Origin of the sequence: Bacillus sp. ISL-39, from assembly GCF_018613295.1 — a bacterium.
Classification (GTDB): Bacteria; Bacillota; Bacilli; order Bacillales; family Cytobacillaceae; genus Mesobacillus.
The window spans coordinates 137,804-161,401 of the sequence record NZ_JAGGQM010000002.1 but is presented as its reverse complement, the minus strand read 5'-3'; the positions used below and the strand labels follow the sequence as shown (position 1 = coordinate 161,401).

Genomic DNA, 23,598 nt, shown 5'->3' with positions numbered 1-23,598 from the left:
GGGAGACATTCCCTTGCCTTTCTTTCGATGGACGGATCTCATTTTCAGCGAGAGGTGACCATGCAAAATGCTTTTTGTGCACCTTTTTCTAGTATGGACTCCAATGATACGGTAAAATTTCCTTCAAATTAATAGGAAAGTATGTGTATGAAAAGATTGAAAGTTTTCCAGGGTCATTGTTTGGAGAAGAAAGAAACTTGTGTAATTCCAATGCCACGCCGCCAATCGCCTCTTCGTTATCAAACACATTCTGGCCATCATGCATGTTTTTCGTCGGTATTATAACTTGGCAGGTAACAGGCAGTTTTGCTGAAAAATCAAGTGAAATGGACTTAATGACTTCCATGGCCATTTATAGTTTTCTTGCAGCGGCTCTATTTCTATTTATTTCAATAGTTATCTTTGTAAAAACCATAATTTCTAAAAGCAAAGTTTATTGACCAGGAAGCCAGAGACGGGACGTCCTGCTAGCTTCGTTTATTGAAGCGAAGCTAGCGTGAGAACCGTCTCTTTGTTTTTCTGGAATAAAAAACGCAGAGGTGATAAAATTTTATAACATTCAGAAACTTTAAGGAGAATAATTGTAAGCCAGGGGGCTGAGAGATGAAACCTATAAACAAAGCCAAAATCATCATTGTCGGAAGCGGTTTTGCCGGGATTGCAGCGGCTGTCAGACTAAAACAAACCGGGGAAAATGACTTTATCATTCTTGAGCGCAGTGATGACGTAGGAGGGGTATGGAGGGATAACCGTTATCCAGGCTGTGCATGTGATGTGGAGTCCCATCTATATTCCTTATCCTTTGCACCTAATCCAAATTGGAGCCGCAAATTCTCTTCACAACCCGAAATCTATGCCTACCTTCAGGATTGTGCCAAAAAGTTTGACCTGATGAGTCATGTACGCTTCCTTCATGAGGTTATAAGGATGGAGTGGAATGAGGACACTGGGGAGTGGTATGTTGCCACAGGACAGGGTGATTTTAGTGCTAAAATAGTCGTTGGGGCATTTGGCGCACTTAGCAATCCCGCTATTCCAAAGCTAAAAGGTTCAGATACTTTTGCAGGGGAGGCATTCCATTCCTCAAATTGGCCAAAGACCTTTAAACCAAAAGGAAAGCGGATCGCCGTCATCGGAACTGGCGCTTCGGCAATCCAGTTTATCCCAGCATTACAGCCTGAGGTGGACTACATGACAGTTTTTCAGAGGACGCCGGCCTGGGTAGTTGGCCGTCCTGATCAAAAAATATCCCCAACTAAGCAGAAGCTGTACAGCAAAATCCCGTTAATACAAAAAGTATCCCGGTTAGGCATTTATATCAGGCGTGAGTTACTTGGCATTGCTTTCAGGAATCCAAAGTATATGAAAATTGTAGAAAAAGCCGCCATCAGCAATATGTACCGTTCCATCAAGGATCCTGTACTAAGGGAGAAGCTTACACCAGATTATATAATAGGTTGTAAAAGGATTCTTCAATCAAATGTATACTATCCAGCTATGGCAGCAGCCAACGTAAATGTCGTTACTTCAGGAGTCGTCGAGGTAACCGAGGATTCCATCATTTCAGCGGACGGTACAGAGGCAAAGGTGGATACAATCATCTTTGGTACAGGTTTTCAGATAACAGATATCCCTTTCGCTAACTATATTTTTGGCAAGGATGGCCAGCGTTTAGCTGATGTTTGGGCTGGAAGTCCCAAGGCATATCTGGGGACAACTGTGTCGGGATTCCCGAATTTATTCATTATGCAAGGTCCGAATACCGGTCTTGGTCATACCTCGGTAATCTATATGATAGAAGCACAAATTAAACAGATGATCAAGGTTTTGAAGCACATGCAGAAAAATCAGCTTGACGTCATCGAGCCGAGTGTGGACGCTCAGAATGGGTTTGTGAAAAAAACAGAAACTTCGATGAAAGGAACTGTATGGACGAGCGGAGGTTGTAAAAGCTGGTATCTGGACCACACGGGAAGGAACAGCACTCTTTGGCCAGGTTCTACCTTTTCTTTTCGAAGATTAGCAGGCAGGGTAATTACGGGAGACTATATCGGCCATCAAGCTTCTGCAAAAATGAAGTACCTAGAAAATAATGAATCAGGCTCACCTGATAGGTGAGCCTGATTTCTTTCATCCTTCATCATTAATAATAAAGTTATGGCAATTTATAAGGCCTTCTATTAATTCTTGATTAACCCTTTCGGAATCGTAGGCACAAACAGCTAGAAATTTTGCTTCGGTCACAATGGTATCGGCTTCTTGTTCAGAAGCGATTAAATTTCTGTTGATCTGCTGCTCATCCCGCCATTCTACATGAGCCCAGCTGCGAATGACTACATCGAGGTCTGAATAACCTTCGATCAGGTTCGGAAGGAAATCATATATGGAATTTACGCTAAAGTCTCCCTTGGCATAATAAAAGTCATAATTATTGATGAACTTTACTTTTTCCAAACTGCCTTCATCAACTGACTCCATGAGCTTTTTAGTAATCAAGGGTATCATCCGGTCATTTTCTACAATGATGGAATATTCACCACGTTCCAGACCCGAAATGACGAAGTCAACCACTCGAGTAACATACCGTTCTTGGTTTCCAAAGAAATATAGTCCGTGTCCCTTGGTAAGGCCTGCAAGTTCATTAACTTTCATTAACTGCGTACTTTCCAAATTAGCACCCCATCGAATAAAACAGATTATCAATAAAGTGTATCATACTTGGTTGTTAATATGTATTTACTTTCAAATTCTTTGTATTGGAACATTTTTTGTTTCTCCTTAGTTTTAATTACAGTAAAAGCTCAGGGCCTTTTAGAAGGCTCCCGAGCTTTTGTGTGCACTGCTGGTTATTAAAATCTATATGACTCACCGTCATTTGGGACGATAACACTTGAGGAGATCCCTTTTTCATCAACAAAACTTTTCAATTCTTCCCTTGAGAGTGTCCAGTGGTTGACAGCTTCCATATGGCTGGCGATTATTATTGCAGAGGGAGCGGCTTTTTGCACTTCATACACGTCGTCTTTACCCATGACGAGTGATCCACCTTCAAGGAATTGATTATCTCCTGCATTTACAACAATGATTTCTGGCGTGTGGGTATCGATGGCTTCTTGTACACCTTCATACCAGACAGTGTCTCCCGCGACATATAAGGTTTTCTCGGTATCGTGTTTAAATATAACACCACACACGAGGCCGGCAAGTTTTAATATTTCCCCTCTGCCATGCTCGCCTTTTGTTTTAATTAATTGAATGCCTTCGAAAACTGTATCTTCCTGTAAAACCTCAATATTTTTAAAACCGTCATTTTGGACTGCATTGGCATCTTCCTCATTTTGTACGAACATTTTTAGATTCTTCGGAAGCGCCTCTTTGGCAGCCTCATCATAGTGGTCGAGGTGTAAATGAGTTACAATGACAGCATCTATATCATCGATCATTTCATCAATGGACACCGGCAAGCTGACTAAAGGATTATTCTGGTCTTGCCTTAATGAATTGGGAAAGGGAGGATATGCTCCTTTCTGCCAAAAATGGATCGATTAAAAACTTCTTCCCAGCATATTGCACAACCAAAGTTGCATTTCGAATTGGTTGTAAATTCATATTCATTAGCTCCTTTTCTATAATGTATATATAGTTTATAATAAGACCGCTTTTGACTTACATAGTGAAAATCAAGTCTTTTTCTTCTTTTACTTGATTATTGAAAGGATTTGAGACAATGTTGGATTCCACCGATATGAGAATTATAGATGAGCTTACCATGAAAAGCCGGATCACCATGAAGGAACTTGGTGAAAAGGTCCATTTGACTGGCCAGGCTGCTTCAGCAAGGGTCGCCAAGTTAGAGGATCACGGAATCATTGAAGGGTATACCATTAAAATGAACCAAATAAAAATGGGGTATCCAATTCATACAATCATACATATTTTTACGAAAACGACGAATCATCAGCCTTACCTCACGTTCCTGACAGAAAAAAAACATACGTGATGAACAATTATAAAGTCAGTGGGGAAAGCTGTTACCTTTTAGAATGCAAATTTCCATCCAATGAAATTTTGGATGAATTTCTGACAGACTTGAGCAATTATGTGAGCTATAAGCTTTCGATTGTAATTAATAAGCGGTGATGGAGAGCGCCTAATTCCTTCATTCAAGACCGGACATCCATACCCTTGTCTCCGTCCATGAATACCTTTGGTAATATGGGGGTGAGAGGATGGATAGAAAAGAGGGTGATTTAGCTGATTTCTTTTGCGTCCATGAAGTAAATAGCGTTCCATTTATTCCTAAGATTAAGGATCATTCCTTTTCGAGAAGAAGCAGATGAGGAGCCGTTGTTTATGGTTCCTCTTTCGTTTGTCGAAAGATTAAAACTGCAATATTTAGAAAATTATGACATAATAATGTTGATATCAGTTTGGCAGAAGGAGTGATGGGGGTTGGCTAATTTATTTCCAATTGAACAGGTGAGGGAAAGATTCCCGGCATTAAATCGAAAAGACGATGGAAAACAAGTGATTTACTTTGACGGGCCGGGCGGTACACAAATGGTCGATTTTGCAATGGAGTCTATGTATCGGTACATAAGGAATGGCATGGCAAATCTTCATGGGACCTTCAACACCAGTGCTGACACAGATAGTATGCTGGACAAAGCCAGGGAGGCTGTTGCGGATTTGCTTGGATGCCAGGCGAATGAAGTGGCGTTTGGTGCCAATATGACGACACATGCTTTTGCGATTGCACGGAGTCTGGCTGGTTTTATCAATGAGGGTGATGAGATTGTGGTCACAGAGCTAGACCATCGTGCGAATGTTGATCCATGGATTACCCTTGCGAGGGACTGTGGAGCAACGGTAAAATTCATCGAACTGGATCATGAAACTTTTACTTTGAAATTAGATGATTTAGACGGAATCATTACAGATAAAACAAAGCTGGTGGCCGCTGGAATGTCATCGAATGTGACAGGGACTGTAACGGATTTAAAGCCAATAATTGAACGTGCGAGGGAAGTTGGCGCCCTGGCGGTTGTTGATGCTGTACATGGAGTGCCGCATTTATCAATGGATGTTCAAAAGTTTGGGTGTGACATCCTGCTATGTTCAGCTTATAAATTTTTCGGGCCGCATGTCGGCATCGCTGTGGTGAGGGAGAGTTTATTTGAAAAACTTCAGGTCTACAAGCTGAAGCCTGCACCTGCCCAAATACCTTACAAGCTTGAAACAGGAACTCAGAATCATGAAGGCATCGCCGGGGTGATGGGAGCTATTCAGTTTATCGAAGAGCTGGGATATGGTGAAACGAGAAGGGAACGATTGGTGTCCGGAATGCAAGCAATCGATGAATATGAAAGTGGACTTGCATTAGAAGTGGAAAGCTTTTTGCACAGCCTCCCGGAAGTGACACTATATCGCGCAGCTTCTGGGCGGAGGACACCAACATTTGCTTTTACTATTGAAGGTCACAACTCCCGCGAGGTCACGGCATGGCTTTCGGAAAAATACAATATGTGTGTCGCAGATGGGGACTTCTATGCCTCCACGATGGCTGAGGTACTCGATGTCTATCCAACAGGCGGATGGGTGCGGATCGGGTTGGCTCCATATAATACCATGGAAGAAATCCAGCAATTTAAAGAAGCATTAGCAGCTTTCATCGAACAGCATCAGCAGAATGTGGTTTGATTGAACGTTATTTTGCAGTAGGGGAATGAAAGATGTTCGGCATGGGACAGTCTGATGAAGACCGAAGCTGCTTGTTAAATAAAGGCTGTTTTCGTAAAGATTGTTGTTAAAATCCTAAAGCCGATTTTAACGTAATGTAAGCCATTTTGCAGGTCGGTATTAAGTTTGCATGCTCTTTTCTGACAAAAGCTTGAGGAGTCTGGCCATTGTGCCAGGCTCTGTTTATTTATATAGTAATAGATAATTAATAGAAAGCCGGAGGGAATATTATGGGGAAAGCTAGGCAAACATTTAAAAAGCGGATGAGCAAAATCAAAGAAGACATCTTTATTGTAGCTGAGGCATACAAACATCCCGATACACCTTTCTATGCAAAACTAATCGCAATAATAGTTGTCGCCTATGCCTTCAGTCCCATCGATTTAATTCCTGACTTTATTCCGATCCTTGGGTATCTGGATGATTTGATCCTGATCCCCTTAGGAATTGCCATTCTTTTAAAAATACTGCCAGATCAGGTTATACAGGATTCACGTGAAAAAGTGGCTGCTGCAGGGAAGGTTAAACAGAAGAATTGGATAGCAGGTGCGGTGATCATTCTGCTGTGGGGTCTTTTGTTATATTGGCTAGTTAATTTTATTGTTATTAAGTTGATATAGAAACCTTTTAACATCTTATACGTAGAGATTATCATTGAATTTATTGTAGGTGATAGCATGATACGCTCAGAAAAAACCTTTACAGAATACAAATAATAATAGATACACAATACTTTACTGAGTATTCATTTCTTGCAATGAGGAATTTAACTCCATTTAGCAGGCCAAAAAAAGGAATTATCAAAAAAGGAATTACTGGAACTGTCTTCATGAAGTGGGGGCAGAAATAGTTCACTCCCGATATAAACCAATCAGGAATTGAAGATTTTACAGCTCCAGATCAGCCACATATACTGATCCCGTACAAAAAAGGTCGTAAACCGGTATAAAATTATAGGCTGAGTTGAACAGCATTTAAGAAATATAAATAATACCGAATAAATTTACCCTATTATTTAGTAACTTTTATATCTTACATACTCATAGTTTGAAGTGGGGATCTGTTTTAGGATCTTGCCTTCCTGGTCACGGTGAATTTCATATTCCCTGTAGGTTTCAACGATATATCCGTCTACCTCCTTGTCGAGAGACTCTATGTGCAGGTACTCAAATTCAGGTAAGATAGTCTCTAAAATGTCATTGTGGACACTGGCGTCGGTCTCCAAATATTCGAGCTCAGCGTTTTTTTGGACATTTTGGGGATAGGCAAAAACCAGGTATATACAGAATAGCAAGAGAGCGGATAATCCTAATATTCGCATCAATTTAATGGCTCCTTTTATTCAAGTTACATTAAACCTTATGCCTGTCCAGGGAGGATTATAACCCGGTGATATTTGTAGATGATTTTCTATGGGCCAGTTTGATGCAAATTCAGTGAAGGGTTATTTACTGTAATGAACTTAAAAACTAAAATTTCGATGAACTAGAAAGGATGGACGCTTGGGGGTGTAAAATTAATTTGCTGTCCATTTCTGAATAATGAACCTAGCTGCAATACCAGTGACTATATAAAAAGCAAATGAATATATGTATTTCCATTTTAAATATGTAACTGTTCCAAGCATAACTGAAATAGGTTCACCAATAAATGCAAAAATGACAGCTTGAAAAACAAGGGCGATACTAAATGTTTTCCATGTATGAAAATATTGATATATCAACATGCATGACACTGGTATAATGGAAAAGTCGAATGGTAATGCAAGAAGACCAACTGGAACAAATTTAGTCGGGTAAATCCAAGCACATAATTCACTGCCTAGATCATCAATAAAGGCAGTAATAATAATGACAATTAGACCAAAACTCCAAACCTTAAGGGTATGCTCTCTATCAAGAAGTTTTACGAATATCATCCATGGTACAACAAAAATAAAGACAAGGAACCACCAACCCCAAGTAAACAAGGAGTGTTCCAACCAATTTTCAATAGCTAAATTTGAGTATTCTTGTTGATAAAAGAGTAACTCTTTTACTGCGTCATCCAAATAAGCCATCTCCATTTTTTTCTTATTAGTGTTACATTTTATTTATTAATAATTTAATTTTGCTTTTTAGAATGATAACCGGTCAAACGCTTTATAAGTAAGTAAATCAATATCATTAGCAAGTTATAGCTAGTATCATACACAAAGATTGTGAAAATCTTCATTTATAAAAGGCCCAAAAGGTAAGACGCTGCCAATAAAAAACTGCCATAAGGCAGTTTTTTTAAATGTTTAATGAAGTCTGTTATTCGCAATATTGTTATCTGCTATATCATTCATTTTTTCCACAGCTTGTTCCACCATTTCATCGACAATCATGACTACGTCTGTATCATACTTTTCGATATTCGATACGTTGAATTGAAGTTTCTCTGCATAAGGGGCTGGTCTATTCATCATAAAGGCGGAAGTTTCCTCACAATATTTATCACGGGCTTCTTCTGCACTTAATTTGCCTGTTACAATATCATTCATTAAGTTAAGAGCAAGAATATTGGCTGCCTCCATATCACAACGGGAAGATACTTCTCCTCTTGTTCTCTCAACGATGACACTGCCATCAAATTTCGCAAGTTCACTGAACATCTCAGGCGGAACGGTGTAGTTGATATAATTTTCAATTACATCGGTGTGAGGCTGTGGAAAGTCGTGTGGAATTTCATCACGATAAACAATGGTGCGCTTCCATGGTCCATTGTTATACCAGATCAGCCTGCTCTGGGTTGCCTCGTTAGGCGGACCATATTGTTGGATTGTATGATTTGCTTGGTTTTTAGACATAGCGTTCCAATCATTTATAATACTTTCGACCATGTTTATCCCGACTACAGTATCGGTCGTCTTTTCAGCACCTCCGAAGGTTTGTACCTTTAAATCACTTCCCATTGCTGTTACCGCAGTTTTTAATTTTTCTTCTTGTTCCAAAATATATCCCTCTTCTCATATATAGTTTTTTTATTTTTTGATAGGTATGCACGATATATACCGTTTCTTTTTTAAATTCAGCTTAAGGGTGCAGTGAAATTGAAAATACGTCCAAGAAATGAAGGTATTTGACTATCTACGGGAAAGAACATGGAGCTTCAAGAATTCTTAGGTAACATCAAAGCAGAGTTTAGTAAGGCTCTAGCAAAGAGAGAATTTGCCTTTTTCTACGACAGTACTAGAGTGAAAAGACCAATTAGTCTTTTCACTTTTTTATGTACTGGGAATATTGGCAGTAGGCAGTAAATCTGGACAAAAACGAGCATTGCCAGAGTTTTGCAAAACAATAAAAGGATAAAACGAAATTAAACAAACAATCGTTTGACCGTTTGCCGATTTTTAACATATACTTATAATCAAACGAATATTTGAATAAAGGGTGGTGAATGAGTTGAAGCAAATCAAAGATATGTGTGAGATCACCTGTGTGGATGAGGGAAAAGTATCTCGAGTAAAAAATTCTCTTTCTCAGCAAAATACAATGGCTGTAGCTCAGATATTTAAAGCATTGGCCGATGATACAAGAATTAAAATTGCCTTCTCATTAAGTGAGGAAGATGAGCTTTGTGTCTGTGATGTTGCCAATATCGTCGGCTGCTCCACAGCAACTGCCTCGCACCATCTAAGGCTTTTGCGGAATTTAGGCCTGGCTAAATATCGCAAAGAGGGCAAGCTGGTGTTCTATTCACTCGACGATGAGCATGTAAAGCAATTGATCCAGGTTGCTTTTGCCCACCAGAAGGAGGTTCAATCACATGAGTAATGCTATGACAGAAAAAGATGTGCAAAAAAGTGTATACCGTGTCCAGGGTTTTACCTGAGCAGGCTGTGCCACAAAGTTCGAAACGAACGTAAAACACCTGGATGGTGTTTCTGATGCAAGTGTAAATTTCGGCGCCTCGAAGCTGACGGTATATGGAAATACAACGATAGAAGAGCTTGAAAAAGCTGGGGCTTTTGAAAATATAAAGGTCATTCCCGAGAAACAGCGATTTGAAGAAAAGAAAGAGCCTTTCTTACAAAAACATAGTCCGGTCATTGGATCTCTGATCTTTCTGATTATAGGCTGGATGGCAGGAGAATTGAACGGAGAAGGCAGCGTTCCATCTGTTTTGGCTTACGCAGCCTCCATGCTGATTGGCGGGTCCCGCCTGTTTCTGACTGGATTGAAGAACCTTGGCCGGCTTGAGTTTGATATGAAAACACTGATGACCATTGCTGTGATTGGTGCTGCGGCCATTGGCGAATGGGGGGAAGGGGCTATGGTAGTCATCCTTTTTGCAATCAGTGAGGCGCTTGAAACGTATTCAATGGATAAAGCAAGACAGTCCATTCGGTCACTGATGAATATCGCTCCTAAAGAAGCATTGATCCGCAGAGGAAATCAAGAACAACTGGTGAAAGTGGATGATATTGAAATCGGAGATATCATGATCGTCAAGCCAGGGAAAAAAATTGCCATGGATGGAATGGTGGTAAAAGGAATTTCATCTGTCAATCAGGCGGCAATAACCGGTGAATCAATACCTGTAGCAAAAGAAAGCGAGGATGAAGTATTTGCCGGAACCTTGAATGAGGAAGGCGTCCTTGAAGTCAGAGTGACAAAGCGAGTGGATGATACAACTATTGCTAAAATCATTCACCTTGTCGAGGAAGCGCAGGCAGAACGTGCTCCTTCCCAGGCATTTGTTGACCGGTTCGCAAAATATTATACTCCGTTAATTATGTTGATTGCATTAGGGGTTGCGATAGTTCCTCCTTTGTTATTAGGAGCAGATTGGAGCTCATGGATTTATCAAGGTCTGGCAGTATTGGTTGTTGGCTGCCCATGCGCCCTGATCATTTCTACACCTGTTTCGATTGTGACTGCCATCGGAAATGCAGCGCGAAACGGGGTGCTGATCAAAGGTGGAATCCATCTGGAAGAAATGGGTGCAATCAAAGCAATCGCTTTTGATAAGACCGGCACTTTGACAAAAGGCGTTCCTGTTGTCACAGATTATCTGCCGCAAAAAGCCGAAGATTCTAATGAATTATTAAAGATTATTGCTGCCCTAGAAAACAATTCCCAGCATCCATTGGCCTCCTCCATCATGAGGAAAGCCGAGGAAGAGAACCTATCCTACCAAGGTATGGCGGTAGAAGGATTTAACTCTATAACAGGTAAAGGCATTAAAGGCGAGGTCAAAGGAACAGCCTATTATGTGGGCAGCCCTAATTTATTTGAAGAGCTGAACGGTATTCCTTCCAGCATAAAAGAACAGATATCAAGTTTGCAAAACGAAGGCAAAACAGTAATGGTTGCCGGAACATCCCAATCTGTTCTGGCTTTAATTGCAGTGGCTGACAAAATGAGGGAGAACACTCATAAAGTGATCAAGAGTCTCCATGATTTGGGCATTCAAAAGACCATCATGCTGACTGGAGATAACGAAGGTACAGCACGCGCGATTGGAAAAGAAGCCGGGGTTACGGATGTTAAAGCAGACCTGCTTCCTCAAGATAAATTGAGTTATATAAAAGAATTTAGAAGTCAGTATGACAGGGTTGCAATGGTGGGGGATGGTGTGAATGATGCACCTGCACTTGCGGCTTCCACGGTTGGAGTTGCCATGGGAGGAGCCGGAACAGACACAGCGCTGGAAATTGCTGATATTGCCCTAATGGCAGATGACCTAGGCAAACTTCCTTTCACGGTGAAATTAAGCAGAAGAGCGTTAAATATCATTAAACAAAACATTACCTTTTCATTAGGGATTAAACTGGTTGCTCTGTTGCTTGTCATTCCTGGCTGGCTAACGCTCTGGATCGCGATTTTTGCCGATATGGGGGCGACTCTGATTGTAACACTCAATGCATTGCGGCTTCTTGGAGTAAAAGATAAGTAAGGCTTCCCACACTGGGAAGCCTTTCCTGTAGGAGGAGAATATATGAACAATACATGGAACCGGTTTATATATAAATGCGCGGCACCGTTTTATGACAGACTTTTCAATTCAGGGATATTTTTAAAAGCAAGAAAGCAAATATTTAAAGATATTGACGTGAAATCTGGAAGTAAAATACTATATGTAGGCGTTGGAACGGGGGCTGACTTGCCCTATTTATTGAATAATGGGCATGAAATAACGGCAATCGATTATTCAGAGGATATGTTGAGAATGGCGCAAGAGACCTATCGGGACTCTTCGATTACATTTCTTCGGATGGATGCCCAACATCTCGATTTTGAAAAAGAATCCTTTGATTTTGTCATTGGCAGCTTGATATTAAGCGTAGTCCCCGATCCTCAGCAAGCTTTCAGGGAAATCATTAGGGTATTAAAAAGCAATGGTAGATTTTTAATCTTCGATAAGTTCGTCCCTGCCAATAAAAAAGTCCCCGTTCGGCAACGGCTGCTTCGGCCTTTGGTAAAACTGTTCGGAACCGATATTGGACTGGATTTTAATTTAATCCACGCCCCTGTTTCGGATGAATCAATAATCTTACAAGATGAGGAAGTAATGCTAAACGGACTATACCGGAGAATCACAGGAGTTAAGAGGAGAGAGAAACGAATTTAAATCCTTGTATTTCTATGGATTTATAATAGTATAATATAAAAATTGAGTCCTCTTAAAATCTTGCTTTGCAAACAATCTAAATAATATGTCAGGAGCACCTAATGTCAAAAACCTTTTTTTTACTCGTTCTTTTGTTAACAATACCTTTTTCCGCATATGCACATTCTGAACTCAAATCTTCGATGCCGGAGGCGAACCAGATTCTGACCGAAGATCTACATGAAGTGAGTCTGACCTTTGCAGGGAAAATTGAATCATTAAGCACGATGACGTTAACAAAGGATAACAGGGAGCAATCTTTCAAGAATATTAGTATACAAGGCAATCAAATGAAAGGGTTCTTGGAAACACCTCTTGAATCAGGAACTTATATCATTAATTGGGAAATTGCTGGGGAGGATGGCCATCCAATCACTGGTAAAATTCCTTTCACTGTCCAAAAGAAACAGGGGGCGGCGGTTGACTCAGATATTGAGAAACCAGGCGGAGGACAGGAAATAGATACAGAGAAAGTGAAAGAGGGTATAGAACATCCTTTAACTAAGCCTAACTTGCCAATGACATCCGCTGGATACATTATCCCGATTGTCGCACTAGGGCTGTTGGGACTAGGGCTGTTCTTCCTGTTTGGAAGGAATAGATAAAATGATTGCTTTGACCCCGCTCTCAGAATTAGGCTCTTATCTTGTCTTTTCTATTTTAGCTGGACATGTGGCTTTGCAATTTGTGCCAGTATCAAAGAAGCCGGCAATTCATATACCTAAAAAAGTTTTACTGCTATCCTGTTTAGGCATTTATTTATTTACTTTTGGACCAGTCGCCCAAGTGATATCCTATTTCAGCGGCAGTGTTGGGTTTACACTCGCAGTATATTCTGTTTTGACGGATTTTGAAGTGGGAAAGGCATGGCTGTTTATTGGATTGATGTCTGTTCTTTTATGGTTTTCCCTTTTATTTAATGCATCTAAATATATACAGGCAGCCATACTGCTGTTAATGATTCTGGCGGTTGGATACGCAAGCCATGTCGCTTCGCTTTCGGGTTGGGCAGGATTCTCATCCCATTCCATCCACTTTCTGGCGGTTACTCTCTGGATAGGGATATTATTTCATGTTGCCTGGTTTGCCAAAGATCAATCCAATTGGTCAAGTTTCTTAAGCTGGTTTACTCCTTTTGCAATCACTAGCTTTTTGATTATCTTAATAAGCGGCCTGACTCTTATGTCCTATGTAGTTAAGCCCGAAGACTATGTCAGTTCCTGGGCTGTGCCGTATGGCCACACCTTGCTATTAAAACATATAAGCATTATTCCGATCTTATTTTTTGCATTTTTGAACGGCCTGCTGGCGAGAAAATCCAGATTCAGTGATTACTTTGATCCGAGTCCCTGGCTGAAAATTGAAAGTATTATGATTTTGATTGCGTTCTATTTTACTTCCATATTGGGAACATTGTCTCCGCCACATGAGGTGGACTTTACAATCAAGACAGAGGGGGCATTTCCTTGGGTTGAGTGGATCCTGGGGATTAATATACTTTCAACACAGACACTTGAATTTATCCCAATGCTGCCATCCATACTGCTATTCATTATTTCAATCTTGTTTTTAACCCTTATTTTCATTAGTTTCAAAAAGGTAAAACCATTGGTTGCCCTTTTCTTTGGACTAAGTTTTATTTTTGCCATGTATTTTGGCTTATTACTGTCTCTATCTTTTTGATTTTTAGGATGGGTTCCTTAAAGCCATGGAAAAGCAAGCCGGCTTTTGCGGCTTGCTTTTAAAGGGAGTTTCTATTCTGTTAAGGCATAAATCCGAGTCAATCTCCGTCTTGTTTTTTGCTGACTGGCATCATGCAGATTATTTTCAAAATTTAATCGGGGCTGTAGAAGCCAAAAATTGACCAGCAGTTAAGCAACAAATTATTGTTCTTTTTATTTGAAAAGTGATACTATTACGGAAATTGAGGAAAGGAGTATATCAATGTCACTCCCTTATTTAAAAGAAGCTATAAAGAATGGCGATAATGAAAAGTTGATTCGTTATGTAAGGCTGCACTTTGGTGATGGAAATGAAGATGCTGGGCGGAAAGAGATTGATAAGTCTTGGATTGAGGCCCTTAAACTATTGCTGGAATCACCGGAGACAGACCGGGAATTTATTTATGATACACTTGAAAATAAAGATGCTGAAACTTTAGCGCATTTATATTTTAGTCTGCATTTTTATCTGCTAAAAAGATCGGGGGAATGGATACATGACGGAAACCTCTAAAAAAGGGCAACTGCGTCCCGGCGTGTGGAATACAGTTAACGAGCGTTATCCTGGATCGATGATAACAAAAGATGATTTTGTCCCGTTAGCCTTTTTGGATAAGCCATTATCAGAATCTAAATTAACATTCGTAAGTTCAGCTGGTGTACAGCCCGTGGGCACAATGCCTTTTGACACTGTTCATCCTATAGGAGATTATACATATCGAAAGGTTCCAACCCATTTAAAACCTGACCAGCTGGAAATTCATCAATTAAAGTACCCCACAATAGGTGCAAATCAGGATATAAATGTGATTTTTCCCATTGAACGGTTACAGGAATTAGCTGAAGAAGGAGTCATAGGAGGACTCACGGAAAACTTTTTTTCTTTTATTGGATATAATATGGACCCTGAACAACTTGAACGAAAATTAGCGGAAGATATCGCTGAAGCGGTAGTGAAAGATAATGCGGATATAGCTTTATTAAGCCCTGCGTGACCGATTTGACATCAATCTGTCGCGCTCGTGCAGCGCGCTTTAGAACGAAGGGGAATTCCAACTGTTTCACTATCTGTAGCCCTGGATATAACAGAGCATGCTAAGCCCCCAAGAGCAGTGTTTTTACCTTTCATGATGGGACACCATTTTGGAGTGCCATATCACAAAGAACTTCAGCGAAAAATTATTATTGAGTCTCTAGAACATTTAGTGCAGGCAAAGAAAAGTGGAGAGATTAAATTTCCTCCTTTTACCTGGGCAGAAGCAAGAAAAGAAGGTATTAAAATTAAGAAATCAATGGGATTAAAATAAATAAACGGTTCCCTGTGCAGCAGGCTTTTTAAATAAGTCAACTGCGCAGGTTTTTTAATTTACTATAACTTACAATATGAAAAGATAACCCATGATGATTAAGAGGCTCTCCAGACGACGGCACTTGTAAAAACTATTGGAAGTATACTTAACAAAAAAATCAGTAACCAAATATGGATAATGGTTTTTCCTAGAAGGTGAATTCAAGCTTTCAACAATGAGGTTTAGCAGGCTGCAGTACCGATGTGAAGTAACAAAAAAACCGCCCAATGGCGGCCTTTCCTCTAATTATCTAATCTGCTTAAGTCATAATATTGAACGGACTTCCCATCCCGGTCGAATTGGATGGTCAGCTGGTTCTTGTTAAATTGGTAGATGAATTGTGCGCAAGCCGCGCTTTCGTAGCAAGTGACGTTATGCACTTGGTTTGGATAGCCGTACTCATTAATTACTTGACTCTTCTGGGTCGGAAGGGTACTGAGTTTTAAAAATTCTGGGTAAACTTGCAGCCCGAATACAGAACCATTCTCCATGTTGAACTTCACGCGTACTCCGGCACCTTCACCAGTGTAATACAACGATCTGATATTCAACTGGTCCTCTATTTTAGCTGGCTTCCCGAATTGCTGCAAAAGCTGGCTGTAGTTGGAACCAATGTAAACACCATGAACTTGAAGGCTCTTATTCGTGTCGATGTAGGCATCTTTAATACCGGTTTTACGTAACAGCTCTTTTTGCTTCTCAGCATTTGCTTTTTCCGAAAAAACTCCAGCCTGAATGCGGTAAAAGGTTTTATCGTTAATGGTCTTTGTAATGACTGTTGCTTCAATTCCTTTCTTTTTAAGATAAGCGATCTGCTTTGTTGCATTGACTTTCTTGGTAAAAGAACCACCCACAACAGCATACATTAGCTCCGATTCGGTAAAGCTAGGGAGCAGCAATTTTTGGCCAATATAAATCGTATTGTTCTTCAAGCCGTTGAAACCCTTTAACTCCTCGACAGTCAGGTTGTATTTCTTAGAAAGGCTGTATAACGTATCGCCTTTTTTAACAGTGACTGCATGATCATCTGCATAGCCAGAACCGTTGGTAAAAAAGAGTAAGGAACCGATCAACAAAAGACTCAAACCGAATTGCATAAAACGTTTTATTTTCTTCATTTTTTATCACCTCAAATAGTTTGACGAGTGGATTCCGACAGAGTTTCGAACGGATAAGCCTATTTTTAATGAGATAAAAAATTGTGTCATAATGGGAGGGGGAAAGAAACGACTATTGACTTTTTTAACTGTAAAGTTTAATATTACAGTATCGCTATTTTAGATAAAAAAGAGAACCTATTGCAGTTTATCTGTAATTTTTATTTTTACAGTTGAACGAAGGAGCTGTGGATTATGGTAACTTTATATATCACATCAAGCTGTGCTTCCTGCCGGAAAGCAAAAGCATGGCTGCAGGAACATCAGATTGAATATACTGAAAGAAATATCGTGTCAGAGCCGCTCACCGTTGATGAAATCAAATCCATTCTTCGGCTGACTGAGGATGGAACGGAAGACATCATCTCGACAAACTCAAAAACCTATAAGCAGCTGGATATGGATATTGACTCTCTTCCGCTGAATCAGTTATACGATTTAATCATCAAAAATCCGCAAATGCTGCGCCGTCCGATTATCCAGGACCATAAGCGATTGCAGGTTGGGTATAATGAGGAAGAAATTCGCAGTTTCTTGCCACGCAAGCTGCGTACATTCCCCAGCTTTGAGTGGGAAAACATCGCGAATTAGTTCTTTAATACTTTTTGCTTGGAATTTATCTGGATGAAATGTAGAATGTAGCATAACAAATCTGTTAGGAGGCAGGCAATGAACAGCGATTTTACTCTTGCCATTCACAGTTTAACCTTACTTGCTCTGCAGCCGGACAGAATGTCGACAAGCGAAGCGATCTCGGAGAGTGCAGGGGTTCATCCTGTACGGATCCGCAAAGTGCTGGGCCTGTTAAAAAAACATGGATTTATCAAATCAAAAGAGGGAACTGGCGGCGGATTCATTTTTGCACTGGATTTAAATGAGGTGAACCTCTGGGATATCTATAAATTGACCTCCGAAGGGGCACTGCAGCCTAAGTGTCCGGACTCTAATGAAAAATGTGTTGTCGGGGCGAATATGCACAAAGTGCTGTTTGCTATTTTCCTGGGTGCTGAAGAACATTTGGGAGAATATTTGAAGCAGTATTCCATAAAGGAAATAGTCGACCTGGTCAAAGAAACGAACTGTTGTGACTAAGGAGCACGCTGGCCTTCTTAGCTGGTAAATGTAATGAAAAATATTACAGATTCTATTAAAGAGGTGACATATATGTTTTCCAATAATGACACGATTTTAAGAGTAGGCGATTGGATCAAGGGGAAATCCAGGGATGGAGAATTATTCATCGGATATATAGAGTCACTTGATATTTTGGATGATAAAGTAAATGCAACAATCACATCAAGTGATGATGAATCAATGATAGGCAAGACGATTCCAATGGCCACAAACGGAGTAAAAAAATTGCCCGACCCGAAGGTGAAAAACAAAGAACAAATTCAATATCTCATTGATCTGGCGCTTGCCACTGGCGATGAAGAATGGTTCTTGGAGCTTTCCGAGAAGCTGAACTCGATGAGAGAGCTTGTTAAAGGTGTGTAAAGATGAAGACGGTCCTTCCTTTAGGAGGGACCGTCTCTTTTTATACTGATGCTACTTTATTCCGAGTGCCTTTTTGGTGGCTGGCCCTGCGATTCCATCCACCGTGAGCTTTTTCGCTTTTTAGAAATTCTTTACGGCTGCTTCCGTAGCTGGACCGAATACTCCGTCGATTCCTTTTGTACTGTATCCTCTATTTGTCAGCGCCTGCTGCAGCTGCTTCACTTCTGGACCTCGCATCCCTTTTTTAAGCACAGTGCTTGTTGGTACAGCTGACACTGGTACGGAAGCCTGACCGGTAACTTTATAACCATTAGCGGACGCAATCGCATTGAAGGATTTTTTGGATGATGTGATGACAACCGGGGTGTCTACCTTAACCTGGTCATAAAGCCATTGCACTTCGTTGTCGTACATCCTGATGCAGCCGGCACTGACGTATCCGCCGATTGATTTAGGGTTGTTATTGCCGTGGATCGCATACGTTGTTCCCCATGTTCCTCTAGCATTTATCCCCAACCATCTGTCGCCAAGCGGATTTCTTGGGTCACCGCCAGGGATTTTTCCACTGTAATATGGGCGATTCTTGATTTTGTTAACGATCTTGAACTTGCCCTCAGGCGTATAGGATGCTTTCCTGCCGGTTCCCACCTTAAACGTTTTTACCAGTTTATTATTTTTATAATAAGCTAGTTGATTGATAGACTTGTTGATGATAATCAAATCCCCGCCGGCAGCCTCTGCAGGTGCCTCAAAGAACACCAAAGATACAAGAAGCATCAATGATACCAGCCACTTTTTCATTCCCCATCCCCCTTTTTTCATTTGCAGGCCCATCTGCCTAACAGTCTATGGCCATGCGGTGTTAGTAAAGGTATTTACATCTTTATAAACGGTTTTTCCTCATAAAAGTTACATGTTTTACCGTTATGTGGAATTTATTTGTTTCTTGTTTTTATGACATATGTAAGACATTTTGTCGATTTATGAAGGTTTTTTTAAAAATAGCGGTTCAATTTCGAAAAATCTTCCCATAATGGGAAAGAAGGAGTGGGAGTGTTGAATCATTACTTATCAATCGCAGTAGAATTAACGAGCGGGTTTGTCTTTTTATTTATCATGACAAAATTGCAGGGGAAGACGCAGTTCTCTCAAATCACACCGTTTGATTTTATTTCTGCTATTATCCTGGGTGAACTGGTAGGAAATGCAATTTATGACCACGAAGTGAAAATAGGCGAAATTGCCTTTGCTGTTGCATTGTGGGGAGTGCTAGTTTATGTAACAGAGACTGTTACGCAAAAATTTCTCTATTCGCGGAAATTACTTGAGGGCGAGCCGAACATTGTGGTCCGCAAGGGAAAGATTAAATTCGAGGCCTTGAAAAAAGCAAAGCTGGATATCAATCAACTGCAAAGTCTTGTCAGACAGCAAGGTTATTTTTCACTTCGCGAAGTGGAATATGCCATCATCGAAACGAACGGAATGGTCAGTGTCCTCCCCAAAGCGGATTATGACACGCCTAAAAATAGCGATATGAAAATCAAAGCAGACGATCCAAGCCTGCCAGTCAACATGATCCTTGATGGAGAAGTGGTTAGAGAAAATCTTAAAGAAGCCGGTGTCGATGAGCAATGGCTGAAAAATGAGTTAGAGAAACAGAAAATCCATCAAGTTGAAGATGTGCTATTTGCCGAATGGATGCAGAATGAGCCACTTTATGTTTTGAAATATGAGAAGAAGGCGAATTGAGCTAGGCTGAGTCAGGTTCTTGCTGACTCAGCCTTTTGGTATGCGCTATTTTGAAGTTTTGCTTCTTTAATTATTGACCTGAATTGGTTTAAGTTGAATCGAATTTTATTCAACCGGAAATATAATTGGATCAACCGGAAATATAATTGGATCAACCGGAAATAAAATTGGGTTAACCGGGAATATAATTGGTTCAACCGGAAATAAAATTGGATTAACCGGGAATATAATTGGTTCAACCAGGAATATATCATGTTCAACCCGGGCAAAGTTGGCCTAACACTTAAATAAATCTGGCCACCCGTTAAATTAATCATGCCAACCCTATAAATAACGCTGCCAAGCGTAAAATTTCAAAGAATTAAGGGTTGAAATACAAAAAGCTGAACCAAGGTGCAGCTTTTTACTGTTTATGAGCTTATCCATTAAAAAAACAGCAGAGTAAAAGAAGTATTAAGAAAAAATCGCACAAACCAGTAAGGTTACAGACACTAATCCTTTTTAGCTGACTTAGTAATATTTGAACTTCTGCCATTTACTTGGATATGGTCAGAAAAAACGCCACGCTTCCCCCTGATAGAGGCACGAAAATGGGGGAAATGCAGAAAAAGCGTTATCTATCCGCCCTATGGAGGCGCAAAAATGCGGAAATGCAGAAAAAAGTGTGATCCATCCGCCTTTTGGAGGCATGAAATGGTAATTAGAGGTTTTAGTGTTGTGTTTATAAACTTAGACTTCACGAAGGCTTACAAATTATGGTTAAATAAAAGTATTATATTCGCGTTAAGTTTTCTTAGGCAGTATCCTTTAAATCTTGATAGATTGTAAGGAATTCTACGAAACTGACGAAAAGGTGAGTATTAAGGGAGAAGGAGTTTACGATGACTAAAAGAATTCGTCTTCTTATGATTATAGGTATTGCCTTCCTTGGAGGATATTTTCTAAACTTAAAAGATGATACTAAAGAAATCGAAAGGATTGTCCATACAATTAATGAACCTTTATTGAGTATGGCACATGTGGAATTTTTGGATAAAAACCATGCCATTGCCTTTTATGAATCGGTTCCAACAGGTGAATTATATTTTGGAACAGCTATTTTCAAGAAAGGAATATTGGGATGGGAATCCTTAGGTTCGTTTTCCAGTCAGATACCTAAAGACAAGAAATTAGATTGGGGCTACTCTAATTTGGAACAATATGAGTTTGCCGGTTATACCGATTTTATTAGAGGTAAGATTTTATCACCTGAGATTGAGAAAGTAAAAGTTGTTACGAAAGAAGGCAATGAATACGAAGCTAGGATTATTGAATACAACAATAGTGAGCGGTTTTGGTTCTTGATTTCCAAAGGGGAAGAACTGTTAGGTGCTACCATTCTAGGTATATCTAAGGATGGAAAAATCCTTGAGGAATTATAAATTGAAATTATTTTATACCGCATAAGGAAACTAATCCGGAAAATTCCATCTGTTTATATATAGCGGGGGAGGAAAAACAATGTACGTTAATAAAGTTGTGTTTGGATTGCTGTTACTGACTTTACTGTTGACGGGCTGCGTAAGTGAGCCTCGAGAAATTATCAGGGTAGATATGCGAAATAAGGAAAATGATCAATATGAAACTGTAAAAACAATCATGAATTCAGACGAAGTAACGGAAGTCAAAAACATACTTAATGAAGTTAAGTGGCAGGATGGTAATTGGGCTACTACAAGAGATCCTGCTTATATAATCTATTTTTTCTTGGATCAACACGAAACAGAAGGAAAACAAGCACCCTCTGCAGTTTACGAACTTTACGTTCAACCTAATGATATGATGGTAGGAATTCTATCCGATAGTGAAAAGTATGCAAAGTTAAGTGAGGAAGATTCACAAAAGCTGATGTCTATTTTGACTTATGTGGACAATAACTGAAAGAGTGTGAGTTTTTTAAACTAGCATGCAGGATAGCAATCATCATAAGGCAGGTTCTACTCCTTTTTATCCTGCTTGGGATTGTGCGTGCAAGGTTAGAGATATCCAAGCTATGAGATATCGTCTAAATTTATGGGGGATATAATGATAAAGAATAGTGCACTTATAGTATTTGGAATCATCATGATTTTAGCTGCTTGCTCATCCGAAGATAAATCTTTTAATGACAATGAAAATCGCAGGGAAAAAGAAAGAATTGATGTGACCAAGGATGTTAATATGATATCAATAACCGGGAACGGTTTAGGTTTATTTTCAGAAACTGAGGACCAGCTAAAGGAGGGAAAAGTAGTATTTAAACAAACTGAAGAAATCGAAGTTATTTTAAAAGCAATAAAGGATGCCTCCGCTCATTCGGGTCCAATGACTGATGAAGGTGAAAATTTCCAACTAGTACTTTCCTACAAAGATGATACCACTGACATAATACTCTTATGGCTCTATCCTGACAGAAATTCAGGGAGAATCCAAAGAGAAAATTACACTGGACCAATGTACTTACTTAGCAAAAAAGATGTACAAATTATTGTGAACTTGATAGATAAAAAGGTATCGCAATAATCTAAATGAGCAACAAAAATACCTCATCCAATTTTATATGTAAGCCATTAAGGTAATTTAAAATGGGAATCAAATAATGAAACGTTATTAAATAATAAAAAAGTGGCTAGTGTATGTGGAGTTATTTTATATGCTAGATTTTTCATGATCAACCAATCTTGTGAAGAAATAAACTTAAAGTAAATGGGTGCTTATGTAGGAAAAGCCTTTTTTAAAAGCGAAAAAATAAGATATACAAAAAATGGCGTGTCCTACTTATGTTAGTTCACACGCCATTTTCTTTTTCATTTATGTGATAGGTGACATAACTTAGTTGTTTTATTGTGGAACTACTTCAACCGTTTTTTCGATATGGTCATGGATATTGCCTTTTTCTACATGTATTTTCACATTGAAACGTCCTTTTACAGGGAAGGTGTAATCGGCGGAATAAGTGCCGGGTGAAGCTTCCTTCGTATCGATGAACTTATGTGTTGTTTCGTTTTCTTCCCAGATTTCAAAGCGGGCTCTTGCACCGGCAATAATATGTTCTTCCTGAGTTACGTTGACAGTCAGCTTAGCTGGCTGGTTGCTTTTTATCACCGATGGCGCAAGAAATTCGAATGAAACCTTGCTATTATGATGATCGTGATGTTCATGGTCGGTATGTTGATCCGTTTTTTCAATTTCCTCGTTCGATCCTTGATCGTCCTCCGACTCACTGCCGAGGACAGTCACTTCTTCCTTGGGCATACTATGCATCCGGTTTGCGGTAATGTGTGCAACGATAAAATAGTTCCCGCCTTCGCTGAAGGTTTTCTTGATTGAATAGGTACCGTCATTTTCGTTATGAGCCGGTATTATTTCATGGTCTTCTTGACCAGATTTCCATATTTCAAATTTAACCTCATCTGCCTTCGTTACGTTTTCCTCACCCTGAATGATTTTCGCTTTAATTGTAACTTCCTGATTTGTTTCGATTTTCTCTGGAGTAATAATTGATACTTCCAGAAGTTCAGGGATCTTTTCAAGTGACCCATTTTCATGATTTTGGCCAGCAGAACAGGCTGTTAACAACAATAAGATAATCATACTAAAAAAACTTTTTTTCATAATCTTCGGACTCCATTCATCTATTTAGGTTCTTAACAATAATAAGTTGTAAATGTGATAAATACGTGAAATCGCTCAGAAGTGTAAAATTTAGAGTTCCGTGGATTAGTCAAAGAA

Annotated in this window: 26 protein-coding genes and 2 pseudogenes; 20 read left to right on the top strand and 8 right to left on the bottom strand. The window is 39.7% G+C overall.

Going from position 1 to position 23,598, the window contains the following annotated elements:
* Window positions 1-143 precede the first annotated feature (143 nt).
* Together J7E37_RS02470 and J7E37_RS02465 are read left to right on the top strand one after the other, a co-directional pair.
* Window positions 144-440, top strand: a complete 297-nt coding sequence (locus J7E37_RS02470) for a hypothetical protein (protein WP_215022248.1) — start codon at window positions 144-146, stop codon at window positions 438-440.
* Window positions 441-603: 163 nt separating this feature from the next.
* A complete protein-coding gene (locus tag J7E37_RS02465; protein WP_215022247.1) occupies window positions 604-2,118 on the top strand; it encodes a flavin-containing monooxygenase in 1,515 nt (504 codons plus the stop codon).
* A gap of 12 nt (window positions 2,119-2,130) precedes the next feature.
* Here the strand turns inward: J7E37_RS02465 and J7E37_RS02460 are convergent, their stop codons facing one another.
* Together J7E37_RS02460 and J7E37_RS02455 are read right to left on the bottom strand one after the other, a co-directional pair.
* Window positions 2,131-2,670 (bottom strand): MEDS domain-containing protein, encoded by a 540-nt coding sequence (locus J7E37_RS02460; RefSeq protein ID WP_215022246.1) that lies wholly within the window; start codon window positions 2,668-2,670, stop codon window positions 2,131-2,133.
* A gap of 179 nt (window positions 2,671-2,849) precedes the next feature.
* A pseudogene (locus tag J7E37_RS02455) lies at window positions 2,850-3,609 on the bottom strand (MBL fold metallo-hydrolase).
* A gap of 118 nt (window positions 3,610-3,727) precedes the next feature.
* On the opposite strand from J7E37_RS02455, the pseudogene J7E37_RS02450 reads away from it, so the two are divergent.
* The 3 genes and pseudogenes from J7E37_RS02450 to J7E37_RS02440 all read left to right on the top strand — a co-directional run bounded on the left by J7E37_RS02450 (window position 3,728) and on the right by J7E37_RS02440 (window position 6,359).
* Window positions 3,728-4,140 (top strand): annotated as a pseudogene (locus J7E37_RS02450) (Lrp/AsnC family transcriptional regulator).
* A gap of 312 nt (window positions 4,141-4,452) precedes the next feature.
* Window positions 4,453-5,700, top strand: coding sequence for a cysteine desulfurase-like protein (locus J7E37_RS02445; protein WP_215022245.1), 1,248 nt, complete (start codon window positions 4,453-4,455; stop codon window positions 5,698-5,700).
* Window positions 5,701-5,969: 269 nt separating this feature from the next.
* Window positions 5,970-6,359 carry a YkvA family protein gene (locus J7E37_RS02440; RefSeq protein WP_215022244.1) on the top strand — a complete coding sequence of 130 codons (390 nt, stop codon included), beginning with the start codon at window positions 5,970-5,972 and terminating at the stop codon, window positions 6,357-6,359.
* Window positions 6,360-6,754: 395 nt separating this feature from the next.
* Here J7E37_RS02440 and J7E37_RS02435 read toward each other — a convergent pair whose 3' ends face one another.
* The 3 genes from J7E37_RS02435 to J7E37_RS02425 all read right to left on the bottom strand — a co-directional run bounded on the left by J7E37_RS02435 (window position 6,755) and on the right by J7E37_RS02425 (window position 8,713).
* Complete coding sequence (locus J7E37_RS02435; protein ID WP_215022242.1) at window positions 6,755-7,063, bottom strand: hypothetical protein; 309 nt, start codon at window positions 7,061-7,063, stop codon at window positions 6,755-6,757.
* Window positions 7,064-7,255: 192 nt separating this feature from the next.
* Window positions 7,256-7,789, bottom strand: coding sequence for a CBO0543 family protein (locus J7E37_RS02430; protein ID WP_215022240.1), 534 nt, complete (start codon window positions 7,787-7,789; stop codon window positions 7,256-7,258).
* A gap of 231 nt (window positions 7,790-8,020) precedes the next feature.
* Window positions 8,021-8,713, bottom strand: a complete 693-nt coding sequence (locus J7E37_RS02425; protein ID WP_215022238.1) for a hypothetical protein — start codon at window positions 8,711-8,713, stop codon at window positions 8,021-8,023.
* 469 nt (window positions 8,714-9,182) lie between these two features.
* Between J7E37_RS02425 and J7E37_RS02420 the strand changes: the two genes are divergently transcribed.
* The 8 genes from J7E37_RS02420 to J7E37_RS02385 all read left to right on the top strand — a co-directional run bounded on the left by J7E37_RS02420 (window position 9,183) and on the right by J7E37_RS02385 (window position 15,403).
* Complete coding sequence (locus J7E37_RS02420; RefSeq protein WP_214783612.1) at window positions 9,183-9,536, top strand: ArsR/SmtB family transcription factor; 354 nt, start codon at window positions 9,183-9,185, stop codon at window positions 9,534-9,536.
* A 4-nt stretch (window positions 9,537-9,540) separates the two neighbouring features.
* Window positions 9,541-11,661 carry a heavy metal translocating P-type ATPase gene (locus J7E37_RS02415; RefSeq protein ID WP_215022888.1) on the top strand — a complete coding sequence of 707 codons (2,121 nt, stop codon included), beginning with the start codon at window positions 9,541-9,543 and terminating at the stop codon, window positions 11,659-11,661.
* Window positions 11,662-11,703: 42 nt separating this feature from the next.
* Window positions 11,704-12,336 (top strand): class I SAM-dependent methyltransferase, encoded by a 633-nt coding sequence (locus tag J7E37_RS02410; protein ID WP_215022236.1) that lies wholly within the window; start codon window positions 11,704-11,706, stop codon window positions 12,334-12,336.
* Between the two features lie 101 nt (window positions 12,337-12,437).
* The gene (locus J7E37_RS02405; protein ID WP_214782757.1) at window positions 12,438-12,980 is read left to right on the top strand and encodes a copper resistance CopC family protein; all 543 of its coding nucleotides are present in this window, start codon (window positions 12,438-12,440) and stop codon (window positions 12,978-12,980) included.
* Window position 12,981: 1 nt separating this feature from the next.
* The gene (locus J7E37_RS02400) at window positions 12,982-14,058 is read left to right on the top strand and encodes a copper resistance D family protein (protein WP_215022234.1); all 1,077 of its coding nucleotides are present in this window, start codon (window positions 12,982-12,984) and stop codon (window positions 14,056-14,058) included.
* A gap of 261 nt (window positions 14,059-14,319) precedes the next feature.
* Window positions 14,320-14,610: a hypothetical protein gene (locus tag J7E37_RS02395; protein ID WP_214782763.1), complete on the top strand. Its 291-nt coding sequence runs from the start codon at window positions 14,320-14,322 to the stop codon at window positions 14,608-14,610.
* Window positions 14,594-15,091, top strand: a complete 498-nt coding sequence (locus J7E37_RS02390) for a glycine/sarcosine/betaine reductase selenoprotein B family protein (protein WP_214782766.1) — start codon at window positions 14,594-14,596, stop codon at window positions 15,089-15,091. Before J7E37_RS02395 ends, J7E37_RS02390 begins: the two co-directional genes overlap by 17 nt.
* A 27-nt stretch (window positions 15,092-15,118) precedes the next feature.
* A complete protein-coding gene (locus tag J7E37_RS02385; protein WP_214782769.1) occupies window positions 15,119-15,403 on the top strand; it encodes a hypothetical protein in 285 nt (94 codons plus the stop codon).
* 284 nt (window positions 15,404-15,687) lie between these two features.
* Here J7E37_RS02385 and J7E37_RS02380 read toward each other — a convergent pair whose 3' ends face one another.
* Window positions 15,688-16,563, bottom strand: coding sequence for a LysM peptidoglycan-binding domain-containing protein (locus J7E37_RS02380; RefSeq protein ID WP_215022233.1), 876 nt, complete (start codon window positions 16,561-16,563; stop codon window positions 15,688-15,690).
* Window positions 16,564-16,797: 234 nt separating this feature from the next.
* Between J7E37_RS02380 and spxA the strand changes: the two genes are divergently transcribed.
* From spxA to J7E37_RS02365, 3 genes are all read left to right on the top strand, one after another.
* Window positions 16,798-17,193, top strand: a complete 396-nt coding sequence (spxA, locus tag J7E37_RS02375) for a transcriptional regulator SpxA (protein ID WP_214782775.1) — start codon at window positions 16,798-16,800, stop codon at window positions 17,191-17,193.
* Between the two features lie 78 nt (window positions 17,194-17,271).
* The gene (locus J7E37_RS02370; RefSeq protein WP_214782778.1) at window positions 17,272-17,694 is read left to right on the top strand and encodes an RrF2 family transcriptional regulator; all 423 of its coding nucleotides are present in this window, start codon (window positions 17,272-17,274) and stop codon (window positions 17,692-17,694) included.
* Window positions 17,695-17,766: 72 nt separating this feature from the next.
* Window positions 17,767-18,099, top strand: coding sequence for an IDEAL domain-containing protein (locus J7E37_RS02365; RefSeq protein ID WP_214782781.1), 333 nt, complete (start codon window positions 17,767-17,769; stop codon window positions 18,097-18,099).
* 120 nt (window positions 18,100-18,219) lie between these two features.
* Here J7E37_RS02365 and J7E37_RS02360 read toward each other — a convergent pair whose 3' ends face one another.
* The gene (locus tag J7E37_RS02360; protein WP_215022232.1) at window positions 18,220-18,900 is read right to left on the bottom strand and encodes a L,D-transpeptidase family protein; all 681 of its coding nucleotides are present in this window, start codon (window positions 18,898-18,900) and stop codon (window positions 18,220-18,222) included.
* 255 nt (window positions 18,901-19,155) lie between these two features.
* Between J7E37_RS02360 and J7E37_RS02355 the strand changes: the two genes are divergently transcribed.
* The 4 genes from J7E37_RS02355 (at window position 19,156) to J7E37_RS02340 (ending at window position 22,389) form a co-directional block, all read left to right on the top strand.
* The gene (locus J7E37_RS02355) at window positions 19,156-19,848 is read left to right on the top strand and encodes a DUF421 domain-containing protein (protein WP_214782787.1); all 693 of its coding nucleotides are present in this window, start codon (window positions 19,156-19,158) and stop codon (window positions 19,846-19,848) included.
* Between the two features lie 881 nt (window positions 19,849-20,729).
* Window positions 20,730-21,269 carry a hypothetical protein gene (locus tag J7E37_RS02350; protein WP_215022231.1) on the top strand — a complete coding sequence of 180 codons (540 nt, stop codon included), beginning with the start codon at window positions 20,730-20,732 and terminating at the stop codon, window positions 21,267-21,269.
* Window positions 21,270-21,348: 79 nt separating this feature from the next.
* Entirely contained in the window at window positions 21,349-21,768 is a 420-nt protein-coding gene (locus J7E37_RS02345; RefSeq protein ID WP_214782793.1) for a hypothetical protein, read from the top strand.
* A gap of 144 nt (window positions 21,769-21,912) precedes the next feature.
* Window positions 21,913-22,389, top strand: coding sequence for a hypothetical protein (locus J7E37_RS02340; RefSeq protein ID WP_214782796.1), 477 nt, complete (start codon window positions 21,913-21,915; stop codon window positions 22,387-22,389).
* Between the two features lie 318 nt (window positions 22,390-22,707).
* Here J7E37_RS02340 and J7E37_RS02335 read toward each other — a convergent pair whose 3' ends face one another.
* Window positions 22,708-23,481: a FixH family protein gene (locus J7E37_RS02335; protein WP_215022230.1), complete on the bottom strand. Its 774-nt coding sequence runs from the start codon at window positions 23,479-23,481 to the stop codon at window positions 22,708-22,710.
* Between the last annotated feature and the right edge of the window lie 117 nt (window positions 23,482-23,598).

Bases quoted from the DNA above. Each gene is read 5' to 3' on its own strand.
- J7E37_RS02345 (WP_214782793.1), top strand. From the start codon at position 21,349: ATGTACGTTAATAAAGTTGTGTTTGGATTGCTGTTACTGACTTTACTG.
- J7E37_RS02440 (WP_215022244.1), top strand. From the start codon at position 5,970: ATGGGGAAAGCTAGGCAAACATTTAAAAAGCGGATGAGCAAAATCAAA.
- J7E37_RS02395 (WP_214782763.1), top strand. From the start codon at position 14,320: ATGTCACTCCCTTATTTAAAAGAAGCTATAAAGAATGGCGATAATGAA.
- J7E37_RS02335 (WP_215022230.1), bottom strand. From the start codon at position 23,481: ATGAAAAAAAGTTTTTTTAGTATGATTATCTTATTGTTGTTAACAGCC.
- J7E37_RS02390 (WP_214782766.1), top strand. From the start codon at position 14,594: ATGACGGAAACCTCTAAAAAAGGGCAACTGCGTCCCGGCGTGTGGAAT.
- J7E37_RS02365 (WP_214782781.1), top strand. From the start codon at position 17,767: ATGTTTTCCAATAATGACACGATTTTAAGAGTAGGCGATTGGATCAAG.
- spxA (WP_214782775.1), top strand. From the start codon at position 16,798: ATGGTAACTTTATATATCACATCAAGCTGTGCTTCCTGCCGGAAAGCA.
- J7E37_RS02400 (WP_215022234.1), top strand. From the start codon at position 12,982: ATGATTGCTTTGACCCCGCTCTCAGAATTAGGCTCTTATCTTGTCTTT.
- J7E37_RS02340 (WP_214782796.1), top strand. From the start codon at position 21,913: ATGATAAAGAATAGTGCACTTATAGTATTTGGAATCATCATGATTTTA.
- J7E37_RS02410 (WP_215022236.1), top strand. From the start codon at position 11,704: ATGAACAATACATGGAACCGGTTTATATATAAATGCGCGGCACCGTTT.
- J7E37_RS02405 (WP_214782757.1), top strand. From the start codon at position 12,438: ATGTCAAAAACCTTTTTTTTACTCGTTCTTTTGTTAACAATACCTTTT.
- J7E37_RS02350 (WP_215022231.1), top strand. From the start codon at position 20,730: ATGACTAAAAGAATTCGTCTTCTTATGATTATAGGTATTGCCTTCCTT.
- J7E37_RS02420 (WP_214783612.1), top strand. From the start codon at position 9,183: ATGTGTGAGATCACCTGTGTGGATGAGGGAAAAGTATCTCGAGTAAAA.
- J7E37_RS02380 (WP_215022233.1), bottom strand. From the start codon at position 16,563: ATGAAGAAAATAAAACGTTTTATGCAATTCGGTTTGAGTCTTTTGTTG.
- J7E37_RS02465 (WP_215022247.1), top strand. From the start codon at position 604: ATGAAACCTATAAACAAAGCCAAAATCATCATTGTCGGAAGCGGTTTT.
- J7E37_RS02360 (WP_215022232.1), bottom strand. From the start codon at position 18,900: ATGAAAAAGTGGCTGGTATCATTGATGCTTCTTGTATCTTTGGTGTTC.
- J7E37_RS02370 (WP_214782778.1), top strand. From the start codon at position 17,272: ATGAACAGCGATTTTACTCTTGCCATTCACAGTTTAACCTTACTTGCT.